Annotated in this window: 18 protein-coding genes; 12 read left to right on the plus strand and 6 right to left on the minus strand. The window is 70.7% G+C overall.

Features of this window, described 5'->3' with window-relative positions; all coding sequences use genetic code 11:
- Positions 1–111 precede the first annotated feature (111 nt).
- Positions 112–420 (plus strand): co-chaperone GroES, encoded by a 309-nt coding sequence (gene groES, locus ACWDR4_RS22155; RefSeq protein ID WP_017239619.1) that lies wholly within the window; start codon positions 112–114, stop codon positions 418–420.
- Between the two features lie 121 nt (positions 421–541).
- Positions 542–2,164 carry a chaperonin GroEL gene (groL, locus tag ACWDR4_RS22160; RefSeq protein WP_450410826.1) on the plus strand — a complete coding sequence of 541 codons (1,623 nt, stop codon included), beginning with the start codon at positions 542–544 and terminating at the stop codon, positions 2,162–2,164.
- A gap of 101 nt (positions 2,165–2,265) precedes the next feature.
- On the opposite strand, the gene ACWDR4_RS22165 is transcribed toward groL, so the two are convergent.
- The 3 genes from ACWDR4_RS22165 to ACWDR4_RS22175 all read right to left on the minus strand — a co-directional run bounded on the left by ACWDR4_RS22165 (position 2,266) and on the right by ACWDR4_RS22175 (position 4,624).
- Positions 2,266–2,973: an ester cyclase gene (locus ACWDR4_RS22165; protein WP_450410827.1), complete on the minus strand. Its 708-nt coding sequence runs from the start codon at positions 2,971–2,973 to the stop codon at positions 2,266–2,268.
- Between the two features lie 93 nt (positions 2,974–3,066).
- On the minus strand, positions 3,067–3,840 hold the full coding sequence (locus ACWDR4_RS22170) for an SDR family NAD(P)-dependent oxidoreductase (RefSeq protein WP_450410828.1): 774 nt from the start codon (positions 3,838–3,840) through the stop codon (positions 3,067–3,069).
- Positions 3,841–3,961: 121 nt separating this feature from the next.
- The gene (locus tag ACWDR4_RS22175; RefSeq protein ID WP_450410945.1) at positions 3,962–4,624 is read right to left on the minus strand and encodes an MOSC domain-containing protein; all 663 of its coding nucleotides are present in this window, start codon (positions 4,622–4,624) and stop codon (positions 3,962–3,964) included.
- Positions 4,625–4,740: 116 nt separating this feature from the next.
- Here ACWDR4_RS22175 and ACWDR4_RS22180 point away from each other — a divergent pair, with 116 nt between their 5' ends.
- Entirely contained in the window at positions 4,741–5,640 is a 900-nt protein-coding gene (locus ACWDR4_RS22180) for a LysR family transcriptional regulator (protein WP_235475439.1), read from the plus strand.
- 79 nt (positions 5,641–5,719) lie between these two features.
- Here the strand turns inward: ACWDR4_RS22180 and ACWDR4_RS22185 are convergent, their stop codons facing one another.
- The gene (locus ACWDR4_RS22185; RefSeq protein WP_105972818.1) at positions 5,720–6,049 is read right to left on the minus strand and encodes a WhiB family transcriptional regulator; all 330 of its coding nucleotides are present in this window, start codon (positions 6,047–6,049) and stop codon (positions 5,720–5,722) included.
- 403 nt (positions 6,050–6,452) lie between these two features.
- Between ACWDR4_RS22185 and ACWDR4_RS22190 the strand changes: the two genes are divergently transcribed.
- The 4 genes from ACWDR4_RS22190 (at position 6,453) to ACWDR4_RS22205 (ending at position 10,860) form a co-directional block, all read left to right on the plus strand.
- Positions 6,453–7,064, plus strand: coding sequence for a response regulator transcription factor (locus ACWDR4_RS22190; RefSeq protein ID WP_003948568.1), 612 nt, complete (start codon positions 6,453–6,455; stop codon positions 7,062–7,064).
- Between the two features lie 256 nt (positions 7,065–7,320).
- Positions 7,321–7,908 carry a sigma-70 family RNA polymerase sigma factor gene (locus ACWDR4_RS22195; protein WP_235475437.1) on the plus strand — a complete coding sequence of 196 codons (588 nt, stop codon included), beginning with the start codon at positions 7,321–7,323 and terminating at the stop codon, positions 7,906–7,908.
- 208 nt (positions 7,909–8,116) lie between these two features.
- Positions 8,117–9,619 (plus strand): IMP dehydrogenase, encoded by a 1,503-nt coding sequence (gene guaB, locus ACWDR4_RS22200; protein ID WP_450410830.1) that lies wholly within the window; start codon positions 8,117–8,119, stop codon positions 9,617–9,619.
- A gap of 116 nt (positions 9,620–9,735) precedes the next feature.
- On the plus strand, positions 9,736–10,860 hold the full coding sequence (locus tag ACWDR4_RS22205) for a GuaB3 family IMP dehydrogenase-related protein (RefSeq protein ID WP_450410832.1): 1,125 nt from the start codon (positions 9,736–9,738) through the stop codon (positions 10,858–10,860).
- Positions 10,861–11,582: 722 nt separating this feature from the next.
- Here the strand turns inward: ACWDR4_RS22205 and ACWDR4_RS22210 are convergent.
- Positions 11,583–12,791, minus strand: a complete 1,209-nt coding sequence (locus tag ACWDR4_RS22210) for a nucleotide sugar dehydrogenase (protein WP_450410834.1) — start codon at positions 12,789–12,791, stop codon at positions 11,583–11,585.
- A 296-nt stretch (positions 12,792–13,087) separates the two neighbouring features.
- On the opposite strand from ACWDR4_RS22210, the gene ACWDR4_RS22215 reads away from it, so the two are divergent.
- From ACWDR4_RS22215 to ACWDR4_RS22235, 5 genes are all read left to right on the plus strand, one after another.
- Positions 13,088–14,794 carry a glycerol-3-phosphate dehydrogenase/oxidase gene (locus tag ACWDR4_RS22215; protein WP_450410836.1) on the plus strand — a complete coding sequence of 569 codons (1,707 nt, stop codon included), beginning with the start codon at positions 13,088–13,090 and terminating at the stop codon, positions 14,792–14,794.
- 344 nt (positions 14,795–15,138) lie between these two features.
- On the plus strand, positions 15,139–17,331 hold the full coding sequence (locus ACWDR4_RS22220) for a serine/threonine-protein kinase (RefSeq protein ID WP_450410947.1): 2,193 nt from the start codon (positions 15,139–15,141) through the stop codon (positions 17,329–17,331).
- Positions 17,332–17,484: 153 nt separating this feature from the next.
- Positions 17,485–20,562, plus strand: coding sequence for a protein kinase domain-containing protein (locus ACWDR4_RS22225; RefSeq protein ID WP_450410838.1), 3,078 nt, complete (start codon positions 17,485–17,487; stop codon positions 20,560–20,562).
- Between the two features lie 170 nt (positions 20,563–20,732).
- On the plus strand, positions 20,733–22,400 hold the full coding sequence (locus ACWDR4_RS22230; RefSeq protein ID WP_450410949.1) for a serine/threonine-protein kinase: 1,668 nt from the start codon (positions 20,733–20,735) through the stop codon (positions 22,398–22,400).
- A 107-nt stretch (positions 22,401–22,507) separates the two neighbouring features.
- The gene (locus ACWDR4_RS22235; protein ID WP_450410840.1) at positions 22,508–24,229 is read left to right on the plus strand and encodes a serine/threonine-protein kinase; all 1,722 of its coding nucleotides are present in this window, start codon (positions 22,508–22,510) and stop codon (positions 24,227–24,229) included.
- A gap of 52 nt (positions 24,230–24,281) precedes the next feature.
- Here ACWDR4_RS22235 and ACWDR4_RS22240 read toward each other — a convergent pair whose 3' ends face one another.
- Positions 24,282–25,151, minus strand: coding sequence for a hypothetical protein (locus tag ACWDR4_RS22240; RefSeq protein ID WP_450410841.1), 870 nt, complete (start codon positions 25,149–25,151; stop codon positions 24,282–24,284).
- Between the last annotated feature and the right edge of the window lie 136 nt (positions 25,152–25,287).

Here is a 25,287-nt window from a genome sequence, read left to right on the forward strand (position 1 = left end):
CTGGAGAGTGCCAACAGCGACGGGCAGGTCCGGCACCCGCGACGACGGATCCACCTGGTCGCCACCTCAGACAGTTAACCCCGTGAGATCTCCGAAGGGGGAGGTCGGATCGTGACGACCACCAGCTCCAAGGTTGCCATCAAGCCGCTCGAGGACCGCATTGTGGTCCAGCCGCTCGACGCCGAGCAGACCACGGCCTCTGGCCTGGTCATCCCGGACACCGCCAAGGAGAAGCCCCAGGAGGGCGTCGTCCTGGCCGTGGGCCCGGGCCGCTTCGAGAACGGCGAGCGACTTCCGCTCGACGTCAAGACCGGCGACATCGTGCTGTACAGCAAGTACGGCGGCACCGAAGTGAAGTACAACGGCGAGGAGTACCTCGTCCTCTCCGCTCGCGACGTGCTCGCGATCGTAGAGAAGTAGTTCACCCGGTATTACCAGCATTGCAGTGCGAACTACGCCCCTGGCCCCCGCGACCTTCAACAGCCGGGTGCCGGGGGCGCAGTTCGTTCTCCCAATTTTCCGAGAGGGCTGAACCGCTCCCATGGCGAAGATCCTGAAGTTCGACGAGGACGCCCGTCGCGCCCTTGAGCGCGGCGTCAACAAGCTTGCCGACACGGTCAAGGTGACGATCGGCCCCAAGGGCCGCAACGTCGTCATCGACAAGAAGTTCGGCGCTCCCACCATCACCAACGACGGTGTCACCATCGCGCGCGAGGTCGAGCTGGACGACCCGTACGAGAACCTCGGCGCCCAGCTGGTGAAGGAGGTGGCGACCAAGACCAACGACATCGCGGGTGACGGTACGACCACCGCCACCGTGCTGGCCCAGGCGCTCGTCCGCGAGGGCCTGAAGAACGTCGCCGCCGGCGCCTCCCCGGCCGCCCTGAAGAAGGGCATCGACGCGGCGGTCAAGGCTGTGTCCGAGGAACTCCTCGAGACCGCCCGCCCGATCGAGGAGAAGTCCGACATCGCCGCCGTGGCCGCGCTGTCCGCGCAGGACACGCAGGTCGGCGAGCTGATCGCCGAGGCGATGGACAAGGTCGGCAAGGACGGTGTCATCACCGTCGAGGAGTCCAACACCTTCGGTCTGGAGCTGGACTTCACTGAGGGCATGGCCTTCGACAAGGGCTACCTGTCCCCGTACATGGTGTCCGACCAGGAGCGTATGGAGGCCGTCCTCGACGACCCGTACATCCTGATCCACCAGGGCAAGATCTCCTCCATCCAGGACCTGCTGCCGCTGCTGGAGAAGGTCATCCAGACCAACTCCTCCAAGCCGCTGCTGATCATCGCCGAGGACGTCGAGGGCGAGGCCCTGTCGACCCTGGTCGTGAACAAGATCCGCGGCACCTTCAACGCGGTCGCGGTCAAGGCCCCCGGCTTCGGCGACCGCCGCAAGGCGATGCTCGGCGACATGGCCGCGCTCACCGGCGCCGAGGTCATCGCCGAGGAGGTCGGCCTCAAGCTCGACCAGGTCGGCATCGACGTACTGGGCACCGCCCGCCGCGTCACCGTCTCGAAGGACGACACGGTCATCGTCGACGGCGGTGGCGACAAGGGTGCCGTGGCCGGCCGGATCAACCAGATCAAGGCCGAGATCGAGAACACGGACTCCGACTGGGACCGCGAGAAGCTCCAGGAGCGCCTCGCGAAGCTGGCCGGCGGCGTCTGCGTGATCAAGGTCGGCGCCGCCACCGAGGTGGAGCTGAAGGAGAAGAAGCACCGTCTCGAGGACGCCATCTCCGCGACCCGCGCCGCGGTCGAGGAGGGCATCGTCTCCGGCGGTGGCTCCGCGCTCGTCCACGCCGTGAAGATCCTCGAGGGCAACCTCGGCAAGACCGGCGACGAGGCGACGGGTGTCGCGGTCGTCCGCAAGGCCGCCGTCGAGCCGCTGCGCTGGATCGCCGAGAACGCCGGCCTGGAGGGTTACGTCATCACCTCCAAGGTCGCCGAGCTCGACAAGGGCCAGGGCTTCAACGCCGCCACCGGCGAGTACGGCGACCTGGTCAAGCAGGGCGTCATCGACCCGGTCAAGGTCACCCGCTCCGCCCTGGAGAACGCGGCCTCGATCGCCTCCCTCCTCCTCACGACCGAGACCCTGGTCGTCGAGAAGAAGGAAGAGGAAGAGCCGGCTGCGGGCCACGGCCACGGCCACTCGCACTAGTCGAGGCACCGGCCAGAACACTGGCAGACGAAGAAACCCCCCGTTCCTGGCTGGAACGGGGGGTTTCTCCCTTCGCGGGCGGTCCGATGCCCCCGTACGTCCTACTGCTCCAAGCCCTCCAGCGCCCCCAACTGACCCATCAGTCCCAGCCGGTCGTACTGCCACCAGCCCTCGACGATCTTCCCGTCCGTGTCGAACCGGAAGATGGTCGTGCCGTCCATCGAGGCCTGCTTGCCGCTGTTGGGAATGCCGAGGAACTCGCCCCGCTGGGTCCCGTTCCACGTCCAGCGGGTGCAGACCCGGTCGCCCTGGGCGATCTGGTCGTGGACGGTGAACGCGAAGTCGAAGGACGCGCGCCACATCAGCATCTCGCGCCGGGCCGCGTCAAGACCGAGGTTGTCCTGCTCGTTGGACGGATCGTGGTCGTGGTAGTGCTCCACGAACAGGTCGTTGAGCGGGGGCAGTTCACCCCGGGTGGCGATCACCTCGAAGAACCGCCGCGCGGTGTCCGCGCACAACTGCTCGTCCCGCACCACGTCCAGATCGGTGAACGTCGGCATCTCGTCGCACAGGGCGACCATCTCCCGGAAGATCCGGTCGGTCTCCGGAAGGTTCGAGTTCCGCATCGCCTCCTCGTACGACGGGAACTCCACGATCTCGACGAAGTGCGACGGGTCCGAGAGATCCTTGCCGATCAGAGTGTGCGTCGCGGTCCGCTTCCCCTTGGTCTGCTCGACCCAGGTGTCCATCAGCCGGTTCATCTCGTCGAACCGACTGGTCTTGCAATCGATCAACTGTACGAATGTCATGGCGCCGCCTCCGGCCCCCCTGGGTCCGGTACCTCTCTCCATACTCCCACCGGAGCGACGGCGACACCTCTGTCACGCAGAACCGCAGGTGCGTCACTGAGGCCCGTACTTGCGCCCCGTCCTGGACGAGATCCCGCCCAGCAGCGCCCTCGGCGTCACCTTCACCACGCCCATCAGCGCCTTGTAGCGCGGATCGGGAATCGACAGCGACTTGCCCCGGGCCAGATCGGCGAGCGCCGCGGCGACCAGCTTGTCCGCGTCCAGCCACATCCAGTTCGGGATGTTGTCCGTCCCCATCCCGGCCCGCTCATGGAACTCCGTACGCACGAAACCGGGTGCCAGCGCCATCAGCCGCACCCCGCTCCCCGCCAGGTCCTTCGCCGCCCCCTGCGTGAACTGCACGACCCACGCCTTCGACGCCCCGTACGTACCGCGCGGCACGAAGGCGGCGACGGACGCGACATTGACGACGCCCCCGCGCCCCCGCTCCCGCATCGCCTCGGCCGCCGCACTGGTCAGCCGCAGCACCGCCTCGCAGTGCACCTTGAGCATCCTCAGCTCGTCCGCCATCGACACGTCGAGATAGCGGCCCTTGTTGCCGAAGCCGGCGTTGTTGACCAGCAGGTCGACGGGGTTCCTGCGGTCGCCGAGACGCGTGGCCACCGCCTCGATGCCGGCGTCCGTCGCGAGGTCGGCGCTCAGCACCTCCGCCTCGATGCCGTGCCGGTCGTGCAGTTCGGTCGCCTGCTCGCCGAGCCGTTTGGCGTCGCGCGCCACCAGGACGAGGTTGTGGCCGTCGGCCGCCAGCCGCCGCGCGAACGCGGCGCCGATTCCCGCGGTCGATCCCGTAATCAGAGCCGTTGTCATGGCGCAAGATTAGTGACCCGGACTGTTCTCGTCCGCCCCCTGCACGCTCCCTCCCGATCGTGAAGTCCCAGACCGGGCCGCCGACGTAATCCCTAGTCAGCAGCCGTGCCTCGCCCGCGTGTCAGCCGTACTTCTTCACATATTCGTGAGCCCGCGCCGCCGCCTCCGAATGCAGCGCCGCACCGGCCGTGAGCAGCCGGGGCATCAGCGTCCGCTCGGTCGTCAGCGCCCGGAAGTACAGGGCGACCGTCACCTCGTGGTCCGGCCGGTGCACGATCTCGACATGGTCGCCCGCCCGTATCTCACCCGGCTCGATCACCCGCAGATAGGCGCCCGGCGCACCCCGCTCCGTGAACCGTTTCACCCACCTTTTCTCACCCAGATGGCCCTGGAACGTCGCACAGGGGATACGCCCGCTGGTGACCTCCAGGATCACCTCGGACCCGATCCGCCAACGCTCGCCGATCAGCGCGCCGGACACGTCGAGGCCCCGCGTGGTGAGGTTCTCGCCGAACATCCCGTCGCGCAGCGGGCGGCCCAGCTCGCGCTCCCACTCGTCGAGGTCCTCGCGCGCGACCGCGTACACCGCCTGTTCGTCGCCGCCGTGGTGCTCCTTCGAGCAGATGGTGTCCCCGGCCAGACCGCTGCCGGCGACCCCCTTGAGCCCGGGCGCCGCCACCCGCACCGGCCCGTCCACCGGCCGCTTGTCGATACCGGTGCCCTGCGGATGGTCCGTGTACGGCACGGACTGCGCACGACCCACGTTCACGGACAACACCTTCATCACGGCACTCGCCCCCGTATTCGCCCCAACATCCATGACCCCACGCTAAATCAGACTTGCCCAAAGCGTCGACGCATTATTCGCCCTCATGCCCAAGGATCACTTATGCTCGAAAAATGATCGAAGCCCGTCACCTCCGTGTCCTGCGCGCCGTGGCCACCACCGGCTCCTTCTCGGCGGCGGGCCGTGAACTGGGCTGCACCCAGCCCGCCGTGAGCCAGCAGATGAAGGCACTGGAAGCCTCGGTCGGCACCCCGCTGCTCGTCCGAAACGGCCGCGAGATGCGCCTGACCCAGGCGGGCGAGGCCCTGGTGCGGCACGCGGCCGGCATCCTCTCGGGCCTCACGGCGGCGGAGGAGGAGGTCGCCGCGATCGCCGGCCTGCGCGCCGGGCGGGTCCGGCTGGTCTCCTTCCCCAGCGGCAGCTCCACCCTCGTACCGACGGCCCTCGCCGCCCTGCGCGCCGCCCACCCCGGCACCCGCGTCTCCCTGGAGGAGGCCGAACCCCCGCACTCCGTCGAACTGCTGCGCGAGGGCGACTGCGACGTGGCCCTGGCCTTCCGGTACGAGGGCGCGGCGGGCGCCGGTGAGTGGGACGACCTGGTGGTCCGCCCGCTCCTCACCGACCGGCTCGTCGGCCTCGTACCCGAAGGGCACCGGCTGTCCCGCGCGGAGTCGGTCGCCCTCGGCGAACTCGCCGCCGAGCCGTGGATCGCCGGCTGCCCGCGCTGCCGGGGCCAGCTGGTCGAGGCCTGCGAGAGCGCCGGCTTCACCCCGCGCATCGACTTCGCGACCGACGACTACCCGGCGGTGGTCGGCCTGGTGGGCGCGGGCCTCGGCGTGGCCGTCCTGCCCCAGCTCGCCATCGACTCCGTACGGCCGCGGGGTGCGCGTGCGGTGACGCTGGAACCGGCGGTGCGGCGGGAGATCGTCGCGCTGACCCTGCCCGACCTGGCGAAGGTGCCCGCGGTGGCGGCGACGCTGGACGAGCTGGCGCGGGCGGCGGCGCGGGCCTAGAGGCGTGCCCCGGTCACCGCACGGGCACGCGTGCGCGGACCCGTGTCGTAGGCACCGCGGGTATCGCAGAAACGTTCCTTCAGTTGTTCGAACCGAGGTCTCCGCCGCCGGCAGACGCCGACACCAGCCGGTTGCGGGCCCGTCCCATCAGCTCTTCGCGTTCGTCCTCGGTCAAGCCGCCCCACACGCCGTACGGCTCGCGCACCGCCAAGGCGTGCGCCGCGCACTGCGCGCGGACCGGGCATCTCATGCAGACCTCCTTGGCCGAGTTCTCACGAGCGCTCCGTGCCGCACCGCGCTCTCCCTCCGGGTGGAAGAAAAGCGAGCTGTCGACCCCGCGGCAGGCCGCGAGGAGCTGCCAGTCCCAGAGGTCCGCGTTCGGACCGGGAAGGCGGGAGAAATCTGCCATTACATGTCCCCTTGTTGCCGTTCTGGGCTGAGGTGGTGCCCCTGACCGTACAACTACGATCTAAGGAGATGAAAATATGACTCATTGCGAATCTAGCCTCAGACACCAACAAAAGGGAAGAAAAACGGCTGAATGGGGCATAGGTTGTGATGAAACGTTGAGGGTCTGTTGTGCATGTCTGCACCGTGTCCACGCCCTCACGTAGAGTGCCGAAGACGACACACAGCCCCGTAACTCTTTCGAGTGACCATCGTTGAGAGTGCGGAGGCGGTTGGAGGAACAAGCGCTCGGACGGGCGGCAGTACCCACTGCCGGGAAATTCGGTCGAGCGTCAACCGCACAGGTGACGATTAGTACCAGCCTGGAGGCTCAAGGTGACGCGCATCAGCTGCGGAGGGCGGCCATGACATCCGTCCTCGTCTGCGACGACTCCCCGCTTGCCCGAGAGGCGCTCCGCCGCGCGGTCGCGACCGTGCCCGGTGTCGAGCGCGTGACCACGGCGGCCAACGGCGAGGAAGTCCTCCGCCGTTGGGGTGCCGACCGTTCGGACCTGATTCTGATGGACGTACGCATGCCCGGCCTGGGCGGCGTCGAGACGGTCCGGCGGCTGCTGTCCGCGGACCCCGGAGCGCGCATCATCATGCTCACCGTCGCCGAGGACCTGGACGGCGTGGCGCTCGCCGTCGCCGCCGGTGCCCGCGGCTATCTGCACAAGGACGCCTCGCGCGCCGAACTGCGGGCCACGGTGACGCAGGCGCTGGCCGACCCGACCTGGCGGCTCGCGCCGCGCCGGCTGCGCTCGGCCGAGATGGGCGCCGCGCCCACGCTCACCGCGCGCGAGATCCAGGTCCTGGAAGGCATGAGCCACGGCCGGTCGAACGCGGAGATCGGACGCGAACTGTTCCTCTCCGAGGACACGGTGAAGACGCACGCCAGGCGCCTTTTCAAGAAGCTCGGCGCCTCGGACCGCGCGCACGCGGTGGCGCTCGGTTTCCGGTGGGGCCTGGTCCGATAAGTGGGCCTCAGCGGGGGTAGAGAAGTCCCCGCCTACCGCAAGGTGGGCGGGGGTGGCAAAACGGCCCGCCGGACGCCCGCTGCTCGTTTCGGCGCGGATGCCGCATCCTTGAGGTGTGGAGTTCCTCGGGGACGAGTCGGTCGAGCGGAAGGGGAGGGCGCAGGATATGAGTTCCGGCGCACCTGCTCATAACGCTTCGGTGCACAACAACGGACGCGGTGCCACGGAGAGACCGGCGCCAAGGCACCATGGTCCGATGCGCGACGACGAGGCGGCTTATGCCCATGGGGTGATTGGTGGTCTCGTCCATCGTGCTGTCGACGGGGACGAGCAGGCCACGCACGACCTGCTCGCCCATGTCCACCCCCTCGCCCTGCGTTACTGCCGCACCCGGCTGTCCCGACTGCCGGGCGACGCGCGGCACTTCGTCGAGGACCTGGCGCAGGAGGTCTGCGTCGCCGTCCTCCTCGCGCTGCCGCGCTATCGCGACACCGGACGCCCGTTCGAGGCGTTCGTCTTCGCGATCGCCGCGCACAAGGTCGCCGACCTCCAGCGCGCCGCGATGCGCCACCCCGGTTCGACGGCCGTCCCCTCGGACGAGATGCCGGAACGCCCCGACGACTCCCTCGGCCCCGAGGAACGCGCGTTGCTGAGCAGCGACGCCGAATGGGCCAAGAAACTCCTGGCCAACCTCCCCGAGAACCAGCGCGAACTGCTCCTGCTGCGCATCGCGGTGGGCCTCACGGCCGAGGAGACGGGCCAGATGTTGGGAATGTCACCCGGAGCGGTGCGCGTGGCCCAGCATCGTGCGCTGAGCCGACTGCGGGCGCTGGCGGAACAGTAGGGGCCCGTTCCTCAAGGACCCTTATGGACCCCTTGGAGAGCCCCCATCCCGGCTGTCGTATGAACGGCCGGGGCGCCTCCTCCGTACGAACAGTCGACTCCGTACGAACATACGAAGCCCCGGGGCAGCTCGCACCGTGGAATTCGGGACCCGTGCTTCCCGTTAGCATGGACATCCGCACCGATCAAGGCCATTTGGGGAAGGTGTCATGACTGCCAACGTCGACGGAGTGCCCGCCAAATTCGCGACCCTCGGGCTCACCTACGACGACGTGCTGCTGCTGCCGGGCGCATCCGAGGTGCTGCCCAACGCGGTCGACACCTCGTCCCGCATCTCCCGCAACGTCCGGGTCAACATCCCGCTGCTCTCCGCCGCGATGGACAAGGTGACCGAGTCGCGCATGGCGATCGCCATGGCCCGCCAGGGCGGCGTCGGCGTGCTGCACCGCAACCTCTCCATCGAGGACCAGGTCAACCAGGTCGACCTCGTGAAGCGCTCAGAGTCCGGCATGGTCACCGACCCGATCACGGTGAACCCGGACGCGACGCTGGGCGAGGCCGACGCGCTGTGCGCCAAGTTCCGCATCAGCGGCGTCCCGGTGACGGACGGCAACGGCAAGCTGCTCGGCATCGTCACCAACCGCGACATGGCCTTCGAGACCGACCGTTCGCGTCAGGTCCGTGAGGTCATGACGCCGATGCCGCTGGTCACCGGCAAGGTCGGTATCTCCGGCACTGAGGCCATGGAGCTGCTGCGCCGCCACAAGATCGAGAAGCTTCCCCTGGTCGACGACTCCGGTCTCCTCAAAGGCCTGATCACGGTCAAGGACTTCGTCAAGGCCGAGAAGTATCCGGGTGCCGCCAAGGACTCCGAGGGCCGGCTGCTGGTCGGCGCGGCCGTCGGTGCCAGCCCCGAGGCGCTGGAGCGCGCCCAGGCGCTCGCCGAGGCGGGCGTGGACTTCCTGGTCGTCGACACCTCGCACGGGCACAACAGCAACGCCCTGAGCTGGATGTCGAAGATCAAGTCGAGCGTCCACGTCGACGTGATCGGCGGCAACGTGGCTACGCGCGACGGTGCCCAGGCCCTGATCGACGCGGGCGTCGACGGCATCAAGGTGGGCGTCGGCCCCGGCTCCATCTGCACCACCCGCGTGGTCGCCGGCATCGGCGTACCGCAGGTGACGGCCATCTATGAGGCGGCCCTCGCGGCCCGCGCCGCCGGAATCCCGGTCATCGGCGACGGTGGCCTGCAGTACTCCGGCGACATCGGCAAGGCGCTCGCCGCCGGCGCCGACTCCGTGATGCTCGGCAGCCTCCTGGCGGGCTGCGAGGAGTCCCCGGGCGAGCTGATGTTCATCAACGGCAAGCAGTTCAAGTCGTACCGCGGCATGGGCTCGCTGGGCGCCATGCAGTCGCGCGGCCAGGCGAAGTCGTACTCCAAGGACCGCTACTTCCAGGCCGACGTCGGCTCCGACGACAAGCTCGTCCCCGAGGGCATCGAGGGCCAGGTGCCCTACCGCGGCCCGCTGGCCAACGTGCTGCACCAGCTCGTCGGCGGCCTGCGCCAGACGATGGGCTACGTCGGCGCGGCCACCGTCTCCGAGATGGAGACCAAGGGCCGCTTCGTCCGCATCACGTCGGCGGGCCTCAAGGAGAGCCACCCGCACGACATCCAGATGACGGTCGAGGCGCCCAACTACAGCCGCAAGTAGGCGCGAGCGGTAACCAGGCGGGCGAAGGGCGGTCCCGGAGGTACTCCGGGACCGCCCTTGTCGTGCCCGTCGGGGATACTGGGAGGCGCAGAACCAAGGATGGAAAGGCCACACACGTGACTGAGATCGAGATCGGGCGCGGCAAGCGCGGCCGTAGGGCGTACGCCTTCGACGACATCGCCGTCGTCCCCAGCCGTCGTACGCGCGACCCGAAGGAGGTCTCGATCGCCTGGCAGATCGACGCCTACCGCTTCGAGCTGCCCTTCCTGGCGGCCCCCATGGACTCGGTCGTCTCCCCGGCCACCGCGATCCGCATCGGCGAGCTGGGCGGCCTCGGCGTCCTGAACCTCGAAGGCCTCTGGACACGGTACGAGGACCCGCAGCCGCTGCTCGACGAGATCGCCGACCTGGACGCGGACACGGCGACACGCCGCCTCCAGGAGATCTACGCGGCCCCCATCAAGGAGGAGCTGATCGGCGCGCGCATCAAGGAGGTGCGCGACTCTGGCGTGGTCACCGCCGCCGCGCTCTCCCCGCAGCGCACGGCCCAGTTCTCCAAGGCCGTCGTCGACGCGGGCGTGGACATCTTCGTCATCCGCGGTACGACGGTCTCCGCGGAGCACGTCTCCGGTGCCGCCGAGCCGCTGAACCTGAAGCAGTTCATCTACGAACTGGACGTCCCGGTGATCGTCGGCGGCTGCGCCACGTACACCGCGGCCCTGCACCTGATGCGCACCGGCGCGGCCGGCGTGCTGGTCGGCTTCGGCGGCGGTGCCGCGCACACCACGCGCAACGTCCTGGGCATCCGCGTCCCGATGGCCACCGCGGTCGCCGACGTGGCCGCCGCCCGCCGCGACTACATGGACGAGTCCGGCGGCCGGTACGTGCACGTGATCGCCGACGGCGGCGTCGGCTGGTCCGGCGACCTCCCCAAGGCGATCGCCTGCGGCGCCGACGCGGTCATGATGGGCTCCCCGCTGGCCCGCGCCACGGACGCGCCCGGCAAGGGCCACCACTGGGGCATGGAGGCGGTGAACGAGGAGCTGCCGCGAGGCAAGAAGGTCGACCTCGGCACGGTCGGCACGATCGAGGAGGTCCTCGCGGGCCCGTCGCACATCCCCGACGGCTCGATGAACTTCTTCGGCGCCCTGCGCCGCGCGATGGCGACCACGGGCTACAGCGACCTGAAGGAGTTCCAGCGGGTGGAGGTCGCGGTGGCGGACTCGGTGCATCAGCGGTAGTCCGTACGACGCGATTCAGGACCCGAAAAGGGGGCCGGTCACCTTGGCAGGTGACCGGCCCCCTTTTGGCTGTCCGGAGTGGGGGCGCGTGGTGCGGGGTGCGGGCGCGCGGTTGTGTTCGGGGCGGATACGGGCTGGTCAGGGGAGTGGCGGGCGCTAGCGTGTGTGTCGGCGCCCCAGTTCTCTGGAGCGCCCCCTTCCAGGGACATGGTTCCGGACCCCCGCCCGTCGGGGCCCGGCCCGAGTTCCAGCAAACCGCCTACCGGGCCTATGGGCGGCGTCGCGGAAGGGGGCGCCCATGGGTCGCCACCGCAAGCCCACCCGCTGGGACCGGATCCGTCTTCGGGCGGTCAGGTTCCGGAGGGGGTGCGTCTTGTGGATTTACGGACGGTGAGCGGCCGCCCCTATGAAAACTAGGGGCGGACACCCGTAATCCGTTCAGGAGCCTGCCGCAGCTAGCCCCTGCGGTGGGCTCCACCTTTGCGTACGGTACCGGATTTGACGCAGAGCGGCCCGGCGCCGGTGGAGGTGCATCCTGTGGATCTACAGGTGGTGAGCGGCCACCCCTATAAGGACTAGGGGTGGACACTCCGTTCACTTTTCAGGAGTCCGCCGCAGTAAAACGCTGACCGGCTGCGAAGGCCTCCACTTCGTACGCTACCGACGCAAGCGCCCCCCGCGCCACCAGCCCCGGAGGCGCAGCCAGCCGCACGCGCCCCCCTTCACAACCGATGCGCCGCCCCCGTAGGCGTGGCCCCCCGTGTGTCCAGCAGCAGCTGTGCCTTCACCGACAGGCCCTGGAGGTCGTACGTGCGGTGCTGCTGGAGGAGGATCGTCAGGTCGGCGTCGGCCGCCGCCTCGTAGAAGGAGTCCGCGCGCGGGAGGGGGCGGTTCAGGACGCTCCAGGACGGGACGTGGGGGTCGTGGTAGCTGACGGAGGCGCCCAGTTCCATCAGGCGGATCGCGATCTCCTGGGCGGGGGAGCCCTGTTGGTCGGCGAGGTCCGGCTTGTAGGTGACGCCCAGGAGGAGTACGCGGGCGCCTCGGGCCGACTTGCCGTGCTCGTTGAGGAGGGTGGCCGCGCGCTGGATGACGTACTGGGGCATGTGGTTGTTGACCTGCTGGGCGAGTTCCACCATGCGCAGGGTGCGGCCGGTGTGGCCGTGGAGGTCCTGGGGGACCGCGTGGCCGCCCACGCCCGGGCCGGGGCGGAAGGCCTGGAAGCCGAACGGCTTGGTCTCCGCGCAGCGGATGACGTCCCAGAGGTCGACGCCAAGGTCGTTGCAGAGGACGGCCATCTCGTTGACGAGGGCGATGTTGACGTGGCGGAAGTTGGTCTCCAGGAGTTGGACCGTTTCCGCTTCCCGGGGGCCACGCGCGCGTACCACCTTGTCGGTGAGCCGGCCGTAGAAGGCGGCGGCCGATTCGGTGCAGGCGGGGGTGAGGCCGCCGATGACCTTGGGGGTGTTGGCGGGCGTGAAGTCGCGGTTGCCGGGGTCGACCCGGCTGGGGGAGTAGGCGAGGTGGAAGTCGCGGCCCGCCCGCAGTCCGGAGCCCTCTTCGAGGAGGGGGCGCAGGAACTCCTCGGTCGTGCCCGGCTGCACCGGTGACTCCAGGATCACCGTGGTGTGCGGGCGCAGGCGGGCCGCCAGGGTGCGGGCGGCGGCCTCGACCTGGCTGAGGTCCAGGGTGCCGTCGGCGCCGCGCGGGGTGGGGGCGCAGATGACGGCGGTGCGTACGCGGCCGAGTTCGGCGGGGCCGGCCGCCGTCCGGAAGCCCCTGGAGAGCATCCGGCGCAGTTCGGCGGCGGTGAGGGAACCGGCCTCGGGGCCGGTCTTGTACCCCAGGGTGGGGATGCCGGCGGCGACGGCGGCCTGGGCCAGTGGCAGGCCGAGATGTCCGAGTCCGATGACGGCGAGATCTGCGGGCATGCGTGGGCCGTCCTTCCCAGTAGCCGAAGCGGGACAGGTGCGCAAGCCCTGTGGACTGGACGGGCGAGCGCAATGTCAGACTAGGAGTAAATATGACCGATATGCGGGATTGGGTGGGCGAGTTTCCACAGGTGTTTCTGTGCGGGTTGTCCACAGGGTGAGGTCGGGTGGTGGCCGAAGTCGGGCAACCCGGTCAGAATTCGGGCAGGGGGATCAGGGCAGGCGCAGCCGTACGACGGGGCACATGCGGCCGGTCGTACGGATACGGCCGGCGCGACCGACAGCGGGAGGCAGCGATGAGGACAGCGGCACTGGGACCGGCGCAGCGCGACGAGTCACTGGCAGCGATGGCCGAGCGTGAGCTGGACGTACTGGTCGTGGGCGCCGGTGTGGTCGGCGCGGGCACCGCGCTCGACGCCGTGACCCGGGGGCTGTCCACGGGTCTTGTGGAGGCCCGTGACTGGGCGTCGGGCACATCGAGCAGGTCAAGCAAGCTCATCCACGGCGGTCTGCGCTATCTGGAGATGCTCGACTTCGCCCTCGTCCGGGAGGCGTTGAAGGAGCGCGGGTTGCTGCTGGAACGGCTCGCTCCGCACCTGGTGAAGCCGGTGGCGTTCCTGTATCCGCTTCAGCACAAGGGCTGGGAGCGGCTGTACGCCGGGTCGGGCGTCGCGCTCTACGACGCGATGTCGATGGCCCGCGGGCACGGGCGGGGCCTGCCGACGCACCGCCACCTGAGTCGCCGTCACGCCCTGCGTGTCGCGCCCGCCTTGAAGAAGGACGCGCTGGTCGGAGCGTTGCAGTACTACGACGCGCAGATGGACGACGCCCGCTATGTGGCCACCCTGGTGCGCACGGCCGCCGCGTACGGCGCGAAAGTCGCCAACCGCGCGCGGGTGACCGGTTTTCTGCGGGAGGGCGAGCGCGTGGTCGGCGCCCGGGTGCAGGACGTCGAGGCCGGTGGGGAGTACGAGATCCGCGCCCGGCAGATCGTCAACGCCACGGGCGTGTGGACCGACGACACCCAGGGGATGGTCGGCGAGCGCGGGCAGTTCCATGTCAGGGCGTCCAAGGGCATCCACCTGGTCGTCCCCAAGGACCGGATCCACTCGACGACCGGGCTGATCCTGCGCACCGAGAAGTCCGTGCTGTTCGTGATCCCGTGGGGCCGGCACTGGATCGTCGGGACGACGGACACCGACTGGGATCTCGACAAGGCCCACCCGGCGGCCTCCAGCGCCGACATCGACTATCTCCTTGAGCATGTGAACTCGGTGCTCGCGGTACCGCTGACCAGGGACGACGTCCAGGGTGTGTACGCGGGCCTGCGGCCCCTGCTCGCCGGTGAGTCCGACGCCACCAGCAAGCTGTCGCGCGAGCACACCGTGGCGCATCCGGTGCCGGGGCTCGTGGTCGTGGCGGGCGGCAAGTACACGACGTACCGGGTGATGGCGAAGGACGCCGTCGACGCGGCGGTGCACGGGCTCGACCAGCGGGTTGCCGAGTGCGTGACGGAGGACGTGCCGCTGCTGGGGGCCGAGGGCTACCGCGCGCTGTGGAACGCCCGGGCGCGGACGGCCGCGCGCACCGGTCTGCACGTGGTGCGCGTGGAGCATCTGCTGAATCGGTACGGCTCACTGGCGCAGGAGGTCCTCGATCTGATCGCCGCGGACTCCTCGCTCGGTGAGCCGTTGCAGGCGGCGGAGGACTATCTGCGGGCGGAGGTCGTGTACGCGGCCTCGCACGAGGGGGCGCGGCATCTGGACGACGTGCTGACGCGGCGGACCCGGATCTCGATCGAGACGTTCGACCGGGGGACGCGCAGTTCCCGTGAGGCGGCCGAGCTGATGGCGCCGGTCCTCGGCTGGGACAAGGACCAGATCGAGCGCGAGGTCGAGCACTACGACAAGCGGGTGGAGGCGGAGCGCGAGTCGCAGCGTCAGCCGGACGACCTGACGGCGGACGCGGCGCGGCTGGGCGCGCCGGACATCGTGCCGCTCTGACGCCGTTTCACGACCATGCCCTCGAACTTCTGAGCGCCACTCGAACGAGTGTCGTGAGCTGGGATCTTTGCCCGGTGCTCGTCCGTTCTACGGGGTGCGGGGGCAGAACTCGGCGGCGGGCGGGGCCGGTTCGGGGTCGGGTTCCGTGCTCTTGTCCGTGTTCATTCGGAGGTCGTTCGGAAGAGGAGGAGGCACCGACCGCAGGTGGGGCGGTGGAAGGCGTGCTTCACGCGGTCCCTCTCCCCACGGGCCACCGTCCGTCCCGAGGGGCACCCTGGGCGTCGGCCGGTTGTCGGGTGAGGGACAATGGAGGTTCTGTCAGGGCGGGTTGCATGAGGGGACGCATGTCGGAGGCGGAGCGGGCGGGCGCATCCCGTGAGGACAAGAGTGAGCGTCTCCTCGCCGGGCGGTACCGCCTGGGAGGGGTCCTCGGCCGCGGCGGCATGGGCACCGTCTGGCGCGCGGAGGACGAAACCCTGGGCCGGACCGTCGCCGTCAAGGAGCTGCGGTTCCCGGGAAGCATCGACGAGGAGGAGAAGCGGCGGCTGATCACGCGGACGCTGCGCGAGGCCAAGGCGATCGCGCGGATCCGCAACAACAGCGCCGTGACCGTCTTCGACGTGGTCGAGGAGGACGACCGGCCGTGGATCGTGATGGAACTCGTCGAGGGCAAGTCGCTCGCCGAGGTCATCCGTGAGGACGGGCTGCTGGAGCCGCAGCGCGCGGCCGAGGTGGGCCTCGCGATCCTCGACGTGCTCAGGTCCGCGCACCGCGAGGGCATCCTGCACCGCGACGTGAAGCCGTCGAACGTGCTGATGTCGGAGGACGGCCGGGTCGTCCTCACCGACTTCGGTATCGCGCAGGTCGAGGGCGACCCGTCGATCACCTCGACCGGCATGCTCGTCGGCGCGCCCTCCTACATCTCGCCGGAGCGGGCCCGAGGCCACAAGCCCGGCCCGGCGGCCGACCTCTGGTCGCTCGGCGGCCTGTTGTACGCGTCGGTCGAGGGTGTGCCGCCGTACGACAAGGGGTCCGCGATCGCGACGCTGACCGCCGTGATGACGGAGCAGCTGGAGGAGCCGAAGAACGCGGGCCCGCTGAAGGACGTGATCTACGGGCTGCTCACCAAGGACCCCGCCAAGCGGCTCGACGACGCCGGTGCGCGCACGATGCTCAACGCGGTGATCCACGCGCCCGAGCCCGAGCCGGCCGAGCCGGAGCCGCTGGACGCCACGAAGGTCGTGCCGTTGCCGCCCGTCCCCGGCAGGGGCAAGCGGGCAGACAAGGGCGCGGAGAGCGGGAGTCCGGCCGACTCGGGCTCCGGGGGCAAGCGGGGCGAGGAGGCCGGCGAGCGGTTCCGTGGAGCGTTCCGGTCCGTGAAGAAGGCGGCTGTCGCGGCGGGAGCCGGGGCGGGGGCGGCTGTTCGTACGAAGGGCACCGATTCCGCTGGGGCCGCCGGTACTTCGGAGTCCGGGGGAGCGGCGGCCGGGGCCGATGCGGGTGTGGGCGCCGGGTCCTCCGGAGGTGCGGTCTCCGGGAGTTCGGCCTCCGGCAGCGCGGCCTCGACGAGTGCGGCTTCCGGGAGTGCGGCTTCCGCCGGGGTGGCGGGTGAGGCTGCGAAGAGCGGTGGTGCTCAGGGGGCCGTTGTCCCCGGGGCGCGGGACGGCAAGACTCGGGAGGCCGGGACTCCGGCCGGTAACCCCGGCACCGCGGGGCGGAGTTCGGGGTGGCCTGTGGTGCCGCCGCCGGATCTGCCGCCTCGGCCGGTGCCCAGGGCGCCGATCACCGATGTGGTGCCGAAGCGGACGCTGGTGATCATCGCGGTGGTCGTCGCGGTCATCGTGCTCGGCGTGGCGCTGGCCCTCGTCCTCGGGGGCGACGACTCCACCGACGACGCTGCCGGCGGGGCGAAGGGCGGTGGCGGCAAGGTGACTTCCTCCGCCTCCTCCTCCGCCGAGATCAAGGAGGACAAGGGCGACGGCACCCGTGCGGACGGCGGGCAGAGCGCCGACACCTCGAAGAGTGCGGAGGCGGGGACCGGCTCGGGTACGGGGGCCGGCGCGGCGAACTCACCCAGCCCGACGGCGAGTGAGTCCGGTGCTGTTACGGGTGTGTCCACTTACACGAGTGGGCAGGGGTTCTCCATCGGGTTGCCCGCTGGGTGGAAGTTCGAGTCCACAGGGGCTGCGGGTGCCCGGTTCGCTGGACCCGACGGGCAGAAGCTGCTCGTCGGGTGGACCACTACGCCCAAGTCCGATCCTGTGGCGGACTGGGAGAACCAAGAGCGGTACATGACGCGTTCGCAGTACGACAGGATCCGAATAGCGAAGGTGAACTACCGCGGCTGGAACACGGCCGACTGGGAGTTCACCTATGCGGACGGCGGGACGACGTACCGGTCGGTGGACCGGGGGTTCGTCGTCAACAGTCAATCCGGGTATGCGCTCATGTACACGGCGAAAGCGTCGAATTGGGACAGCGAGCTGCGCAAGGAGACATGGCGGACGTTCACGGAGACGTTCGAGCCGAAATCGTGATGTGCGCGGTTCCGAGTTGAGGCCGTGAGATCTCGCATCCTCTCTTTGTGACTTGCCTCCGGCACGTATCGTGAGTGGTTGCGGACCGTACGCATCCAGAACGGGACGTATGGCGAACGGAATTGAGCAGCCGGGCGGCCCGGGGGAGGCATCGTGGAGGAATATGCGGGGCGGGTGCTCGCCGACCGCTATCGCCTGCCGCTGCCGCCGTCCGATGAGTTCGAACTCTCCGAGACCCGGGCCTGGGACACCTACAGCGGGCAGGAAGTCCTGGTCAGGCAGGTGCCGTTGCCCGAGGTCGTCGAGGCCGAGGTGCTCGACGCGGACGGGCTGCCGGACGGGTTCGTAGCGCGGGACGGGCGTCGGGCGCGAGGAGCCGACACCCGGTCCACGGCCACGCGTCGGCCCAGCGATCCGGCCGTACGGCGTGCCATAGAGGCCGCGCAGGCCGCCGCGTCCATCCCCGACCACCCACGGCTCGACCAGGTCTTCGACGTGTTCGCCCAGGGCGGTTCGCTGTGGATAGTGAGTGAACTGGTGCCGGCGCGGTCGCTGGCGTCGCTGCTCGCCGAGAAGCCGCTGACGCCGTACCGCGCGGCCGAGGTCGCCGCCGACGTCCTCATGGCGCTGCGCGTGCTGCACGCCCATGGCTGGGTGCACCGCAACATCACCGAGCGCACGGTGCTCGTCTGCGACGACGGGCGCGTGATGCTGACCGGCCTGGCGGCCGGGGCGGCGGAAGAGGCGCTGTGCGGGTACGACCCGGTGCCCGGCCGGGGCGACACGGCGGAGGCGGCTGGGGCACACGAGGGCGCGAGGGCCATAGGGGGCGCGGCAGTTGGCGCTCCGGGGGCCGGCGGCGGCGCGGGGCCGGGTTCGGCGGGCGGCAGTGGCGGGGGCGGAGGGTACGGGCAGTCGCCGGCTCCGTTGCCGAGTGGTCCGGGTGCGGCGGGGCGCCAAGGGGTGCCCGGCGGCGGGGCCGGCGGTTCGGGCCACCCCGCCGGGGGCGGCAACTACGGGGCTTCCGGGGGGACATTCGCCGGGCCTTCCGCCGGGGATGTCGAAGCTGCCCGGCGTGCCGCCATCGAGGCGCGGACGGGTGGCGCGGCCGGTCGTCCTGGCGCGGGCGGGGGTTACGGCGTTTCCGGTGGGACGTTCGCCGGGGGTACAGGCGGGAATCCCGAGGCCGCTCGGCGTGCCGCTGTCGAGGCGCGGGGGGGTGGGGTGTCCGGAGTCGGTGCCGGGGGGAGTTACGGGGTTCCCGGCGGGACGTTCGCCGGGGACCCCGGAGGGGATCCCGAGGCTGCCCGGCGTGCTGCCATCGAGGCGCGGGCCGGTGGCGAGGCGCCCGGGACCGTTGTCGAGGGGAGCGACGGAGGCTCCGCCGGGGGCGAGCGGCGGGCGTTGGAGACCGGCGGGGACATCCGGGCGGCGCGGGCCGGGGCGATCGCCGCGTATCGGGCGGGGGCGCGGGCCGCGGCCCGGGTCCAGGAGGCCGAGCAGAGCGGGCGTACCGCGCTGCCCGGTGCCCGGCCGTCGATCGAGGCGGGCGGCGCCGGTGGCGGTGCGCACGGCACCGGTGTGGAGCGCGGCCCGGCCACTCCGACTCCGGGGCAGATCGCCGACCCCTACGGCGTGCGTACGACGACTGCCTGGAACGGTGGCTTCGCCCCCGCGACCGGGGTTCCCGGTCAGGTCGGGCACGCCGGACAGGCGCGGAGCGCTCTCCCCGCGGCAGCGAACAGCGCCGCGACGGGCGGGGTCGCCGACAGCGTTCCCCAGCAGCAGCAACACCAGCAGCCCTGGCAGCCGACTTACGCCAACTCCCAGGCCGCACCCCAGGACGCGCCCCGGGACATGCCCAGGGATCAGCTCCCGCCCGCCGATCGTGTCCCCGGCAGGCCCCCGGGCCGTTGGGACGACGTGGTCGCCGCCGGTGCCCCCAGGCGTGGGCCCGCGACCCCGCTGGCCGCCGAGCGGGCACGGCAGGCGCGGATGGCCGTCGTCGGGGCGGTCACCGAGCGGTGGGCACCCGAGCAGGCCGGTCCGGTGCATGAGAACTGGCAGCTGGCCGCGCCCATCGGTCCCGCGACCGACCTGTGGGCGCTCGGCGCGCTGCTCTTCAGGGCCGTACAGGGGCACGCTCCCTACCCCGAGGAGTCGACGGCCGAGCTGGTGCAGCTGGTGTGTGCCGAGCCGCCCGCCTTCGCCGAGGAGTGCGGGCCGCTGAGGCCCGTCGTGGAGTCGCTGCTGCGTCAGGACCCCACCGAGCGGCTCGACTTCGAGGAGCTCAACGGCTGGCTGCGCTCCCTCGTCCGGTCGGCGCCGGAGCCCGAGGCCGGGCTGTACACCGTCGCCGCGCCGCCCACCGACCCGCGCCGGCTGCCGATCGTACGGCGCCGGGGCGAGCTGGTGCGCAGGCGCCGGGCAGGTCTGCCCGCGACCGGTCCGCACGGCCGGCACAAGCGGGGCAGGCAGGAGAAGCGGGCGCCGCGCAGACTGGGCCGCAACCTGCTCCTCCTGATACTGCTCGTGCTGGCCGCGGCGATCGCGTACGCCGTGTTCTTCATGCCGAAGGCCAACAGCGGCGGAGATCAGGACGGGGAGCGGACCGGTTCCGCCGGAGAGGTGAGCACGGCGCCGGAGCCGTCGGCCGAGAACCCGGACGCGAGCAGCGAACCGCGGCCCGAGCAGACCTCGCCCGGCAACGGCAATGACAACAGCGCCTCCCCGTCGGCCGGTTCGTCCGAGACACAGACGACCACCGGGCCCGATGTCGCCGCCGGCTTCACCGTGCGCTCCGACCCCGAGGGCTTCCGGGTCGCCGTCGCCAACGGCTGGGACCGGGCGGCGAAGAACGGGCGCGGCCAAGTCGTGTACTCGCACGGCTCGTTCCAGCTGATCGTCGTACCGGGCCGGGACACCACGCAGGCGTACGGCACCGATCCGATGGCGTACCAGCGGGAGCGGGAGTACGAGTTGCAGCCGTTCCGCGACTCGACCTGGGCCACGTCCAGCGGGATGCGGACCATCGAGGTGGGCGGACGGACCATGGCCGAGGGGCAGTTCACCTGGCAGAACAGCTCCGGCAGCGAGGTGTTCGTACGCAATCTCGCGATAGTCGTCGACGGGCGGTACCACGTGGTCCAGGTGCGCGGGCCGGAGGCCGAGCGGGACGAGGTGACGCGCCTGTACGAACAGGCGGCGGCCACCTACCAGTTCACCGGCTGACCCGGACGGCCCAGCTGCTGACCTCGGGGACAGGCCGGTGACTTCGGGGACAGTCCGGGCGGGCAGAACCGTCACAGTGCTGTCCCCGTAGGCACCCCTGCGGTTCCCTCCGGCGAGGGCGCTCCTTAGTCTTGCCCCTGTCAAGACCATTGCGGGGAAACGTGAATGAGATGCAGGGCCTGCTCCTCGCGGGCCGCTACCGGCTTGTCGACGTCATCGGCAGCGGCGGCATGGGCCGGGTGTGGCGTGCGCACGACGAGCTGCTGCACCGTGCCGTCGCCGTCAAGGAGCTGACGGCCGCGCTGTACGTGTCCGAGAGCGAGAAGGCCGTCCTGCTCGCCCGCACCCGGGCCGAGGCGCGCGCGGCGGCGCGGATCAACCACTCCGCCGTCGTCACCCTGCACGACGTGCTCGACCACGACGGCCGCCCGTGGATCGTCATGGAACTCGTCGAGGGTCACTCGCTGGCCGACGCGGTCAAGGAGGCCGGGCGCATCGAGCCGCGCGAGGCGGCGCGGGTCGGCCTGTGGGTGCTGCGCGCGCTGACCGCCGCGCACGCCGCCGGCGTACTGCACCGGGACGTCAAGCCCGGCAACGTCCTCCTCTCTCAGGACGGCCGTGTCCTGCTCACCGACTTCGGCATCGCCCAGGTCGAGGGGGACACGACCATCACGCGTACGGGGGAGATCGTCGGCTCGGTCGACTACCTCGCCCCGGAGCGGCTGCGCGGCGAGGACCCGGGGCCGTCCTCCGACCTGTGGGCGCTCGGCGCCACCCTGTACACGGCCGTCGAGGGCCGGTCCCCGTTCCGCCGCACCTCCCCGCTGACCACCATGCAGGCGGTCGTCGAGGACGAGGCCGACGAGCTGCGGTACGCCGGTCCGCTCGCGCCCGTCATCACGGCCCTGCTCCTCAAGGAGCCCGCTCTACGGCCCGGACCGGCCGAGGTCGAACAGATGCTCGCGGAGGCGGCGGAGGGGCGACGGCCCCGCGCGGCCGAGCAGTACGTGCCGACGCTTCACACGGGGGCGATGCGGACGACCGGGGAGGGGGAGGTCGGGACCTTCCGGATGGGCAGGGCGGGCGGGGCGGCAGTCGGCTCCGCCACGCCGGTTCAGGGGACCTTCGGTCCGGTCACCGGTTCGGGCCAGGCGGGTCCTGCCGCCCCGGCCGGGCCGCGCCGCCGGGGTCGTACGATCGCCCTCGTCGTCGCGCTGGTCGTGCTCGTCGGCGGGGGTGGGGCGTTCGCGCTGCACCAGTGGAACTCCGGTTCGAAGAAGGCCGGTTCTGCCGTATCGCCCTCGCCGTCCGCATCTCCTTCCGCCACTCCCTCCGGCTCTCCCTCTGCCACGGACAGTGCGGGCGGGCAGGCCTCCGCCGTGCCGGAGGGCTGGGTGCGGGTCGACGATCCGGCCGGTTTCAGTCTTCTGGTGCCCGAGGGGTGGACGCGGACGGAGACGAACGGGCAGATCGACTACTCGCCCGACGGCGGGGAGCACTTCCTGCGGATAGCCGTCGACGAGGACACCGACTTCGACGACCCCTACCTCCACCAACTCGACCTGGAACAGCAGCTCAGCGATCTCAGCGAGTACAAGAGGGTGCTCCTGGAGTCCAACGTCTACCGCGACCGCAAGGGTTCGCTCTGGGACTTCACCTGGACCGCGCTGGCGACGGATGGGGGATTCCCGGGGCCGCGGCGGGCCATCGAGCAGGCGTATCTCGGCCGGGACGGGGCCGAGTACCTGATCTACATGTCCGCTCCGGCGGCCGACTGGGCGACCGCGCGCGAGCAGTTCACGGCGGTGCTGCGGGGGTGGCGCCCGAACTCCGGCTGACACCGTCCCCGTAGGCGTCCGGACGCGCGGGCCCGGTACGGCGGTTGTCGGTCATCCGCTGCTCGGCGCCCCGGAGTCCTGTCCTCCGGTGCGGCATGATGAGGCTCATGGGGACCGAGGGGGACAGCTTCCGTGTGATCGCCGGGCGGTACCGCCTGGAGGCCAGGCTCGGCCGGGGCGGCATGGGTGTCGTCTGGCGGGCGACCGACCAGTTGCTCGAACGGCGGGTCGCGGTCAAGGAGCTGACGCAGGACACCTCCCTCTCGGTGGACGAGGCCCGGCTGCGGCGCGACCGCACCCTGCGCGAGGCGCGCGCGGTCGCCCAGTTGCACCATCCGCACATCATCGTCGTCCACGATGTCGTCGAGGAGGACGAACGCCCGTACATCGTCATGGAGTTGATCGACGGCGGCTCGCTCGCGGACCGGATCTCCGAGCGCGGGCCCGTCGACGCCGACGAGGCCGCCCGGATCGGCATCGCCCTCCTCGGGGCGCTGGGCGCGGCCCATGCCGCCGGTGTCCTGCACCGGGACATCAAGCCCGCGAACGTCCTCCTTGAGGACGACACCGACCGGATCGTCCTCACCGACTTCGGTATCGCCCAGGTCGCGGGCGCGACCACCCTCACCGAGAGCGGCTCCTTCGTCGGCTCGCCCGAGTACACCGCGCCCGAGCGGATGTCCGGGGTCAGGACCGGGCCGGAGTCCGACCTGTGGTCGCTCGGCGCGCTGATCTGCACCGCCCTGAGCGGCGAATCGCCGTTCCGGCGCGACTCGTTGGGCGGCATCCTGCACGCCGTCGTGATCGACGAGGTACGGCCACCGGCCCAGGCCGCGCCGCTCCTGCCCGTCGTACGGGGGCTCCTCGAACGCGATCCCGAGCGACGCCTCGACGCGGCACAGGCGGAACGGATGCTGCGGGCGTTCCGGGCGACCGGGCGTACGCCGAAACTGACGGCCGGGTACTCGCCGGCCCGGCACCAGGACCGGCAGAAGGGCCGGCGGGGCGAGGAACCCGGCGGTCAGAGGCCGACGCCGTCACCTCGTACCCTTTCCCTTCGCAGCTCTTCATCGCGTACCCCCTCCTCCCGTACTCCCTCTTCCCGCACCCCTTCTTCTCGTACGGCGGACGAGTCGGCGCGGCCCTCCGGGCGGACGATGCTCGTCGCCGCGGTGCTGGTCGCGGCGCTGGCCGGGGCGGGGGTGTCCGCGGCGGCGCTGCTGATGAACTCGGGGGACGGCGGGGGCGGGACACCGACACCGGGGAGCACGGCGACGGCGACCGTGTCGGGGGCGGGGACGACGGAGGTGTCACCCGGCGCGACGGGGGGATCGCCCGGTGGGACGGAGGGAGCGTCGGGTACGAGGAGTCCCTCCCCTTCCCCCCGGACCGCTCCCTCCGGGTACCGCCTCGCCCAGGACCCGCGCGGCTTCTCGCTCGCCGTTCCGGACGGGTTCACGCGTACCGAGCAGAAGGACCGGGTCTTCTATCTGTCGCCGGGGGAGACCTTCCGGCTCGGGATCAGGGTCGTCGACCCCCAACCGGGCGGCCCGCTCGGGGTGATGAGGCGGGCGGACGCCGACGGGCCCTCCTCGAACCCCGGTTACCGCGACGGACGGGTCACCGAGACGGTGCACGCCCAACAGACCGCCGCACTCTGGGAGTTCACCTGGGACGGCTTCAGTACCGCTGAGGGGCCGCGCCACACCTACGACCTGTGCTGGGAGGAGGGCGGGCGGATGTACGACGTATGGGTGTCGGCGCCCGTCGGGAAGGTGCGGGAGGCGAAGGAGTATTTCGACGTCGCCCTGGACACGTTCGTCAACTGACGTTCGTCAACCGATGTTCGTCAACCGATGTTCGCCGACTGACGTTCGTCGACTAACGAAGGAGGCGGCGATTCAGGAGACCGGGAGCCGCCCTCAGAAGTCCCGCTTTCCCGGTGCTCCCCACGCGCAGCGCGAATCCGCCGTCCGGTCGGAGAACCGGCTTCGCGTACCAAAGCCCGCTTCGGCGCCACCACTTGGCGGCAGCCAGTTTCTTCGGCGGCTGCGGCAGCGGCAACGCCCTTTCCCCGAGCCGGAGTTCGCCGCTCCACACGCCAGGACCCAGCTCGGCGACGGGTATGTGGACGGTGAACTGCTCGCCGTGCGGGGGCCGTACGGCGGGAAAGGCGGCCGTGGCACCCGGCTCGGCCTCGTTGCTGAGGTGCACGGTCAGTGCCCCGTGCGGGTACGCGCCGAGTGTGCAGCGGCCGGTGACCAGCAGCTCGGTGGGACGGCCGGCGTGCCAGCGGACGGCCCCGAACGTGAGCCGCTTCAGCACCGGGTGCTTCCGCTCGCCGAGGTCGATCGTGTAGTTGCCGTACGGGACGGTGGTGTAGAGGGTGACGGCGCGCTGACCTCGTACGGTCTCCGTGATCCGTACGTCGGGGCGGCCGGGCAGCCGTTCGGCCCGGCTGCTGCCTATGCGCACCTCGCGCGTGAGCCCCTGGGCGCCGACGGCCAGCGAGATGTCCCACAGCCCGTCGTCGAGGGGCGAACCGTCGGCGAGGGTGTCGATGTCGAAGGACGCCTCGAACCCGGCCTTCTCGTACGCGTACCGCCCCTCGTCCTCGTCGGCGCCGAGGTGCGGGGACGCGGTGTGGGTGACGGGCAGCCGGTACTCCGTACCCGTCTCCCGCTCGCGCACGACGAGTTCGGTGGTGACGTCGTACGTCTCCACCCGGTGCAGATACGCGTATCCGGCCAATCGCACCCGGGTGCCGCGCAGTTCGGCCCGCGAGACATGATGCCGAACTTCAACTTCGGCTATATCGGCTATTTGGTGTCTTTCGTGCTGTCTCGGAGAGTCCGTTTCGGGCACGGTCATCGTCACGTTCTCCAAA

Source organism: Streptomyces sp. NPDC000878 (assembly GCF_053599695.1).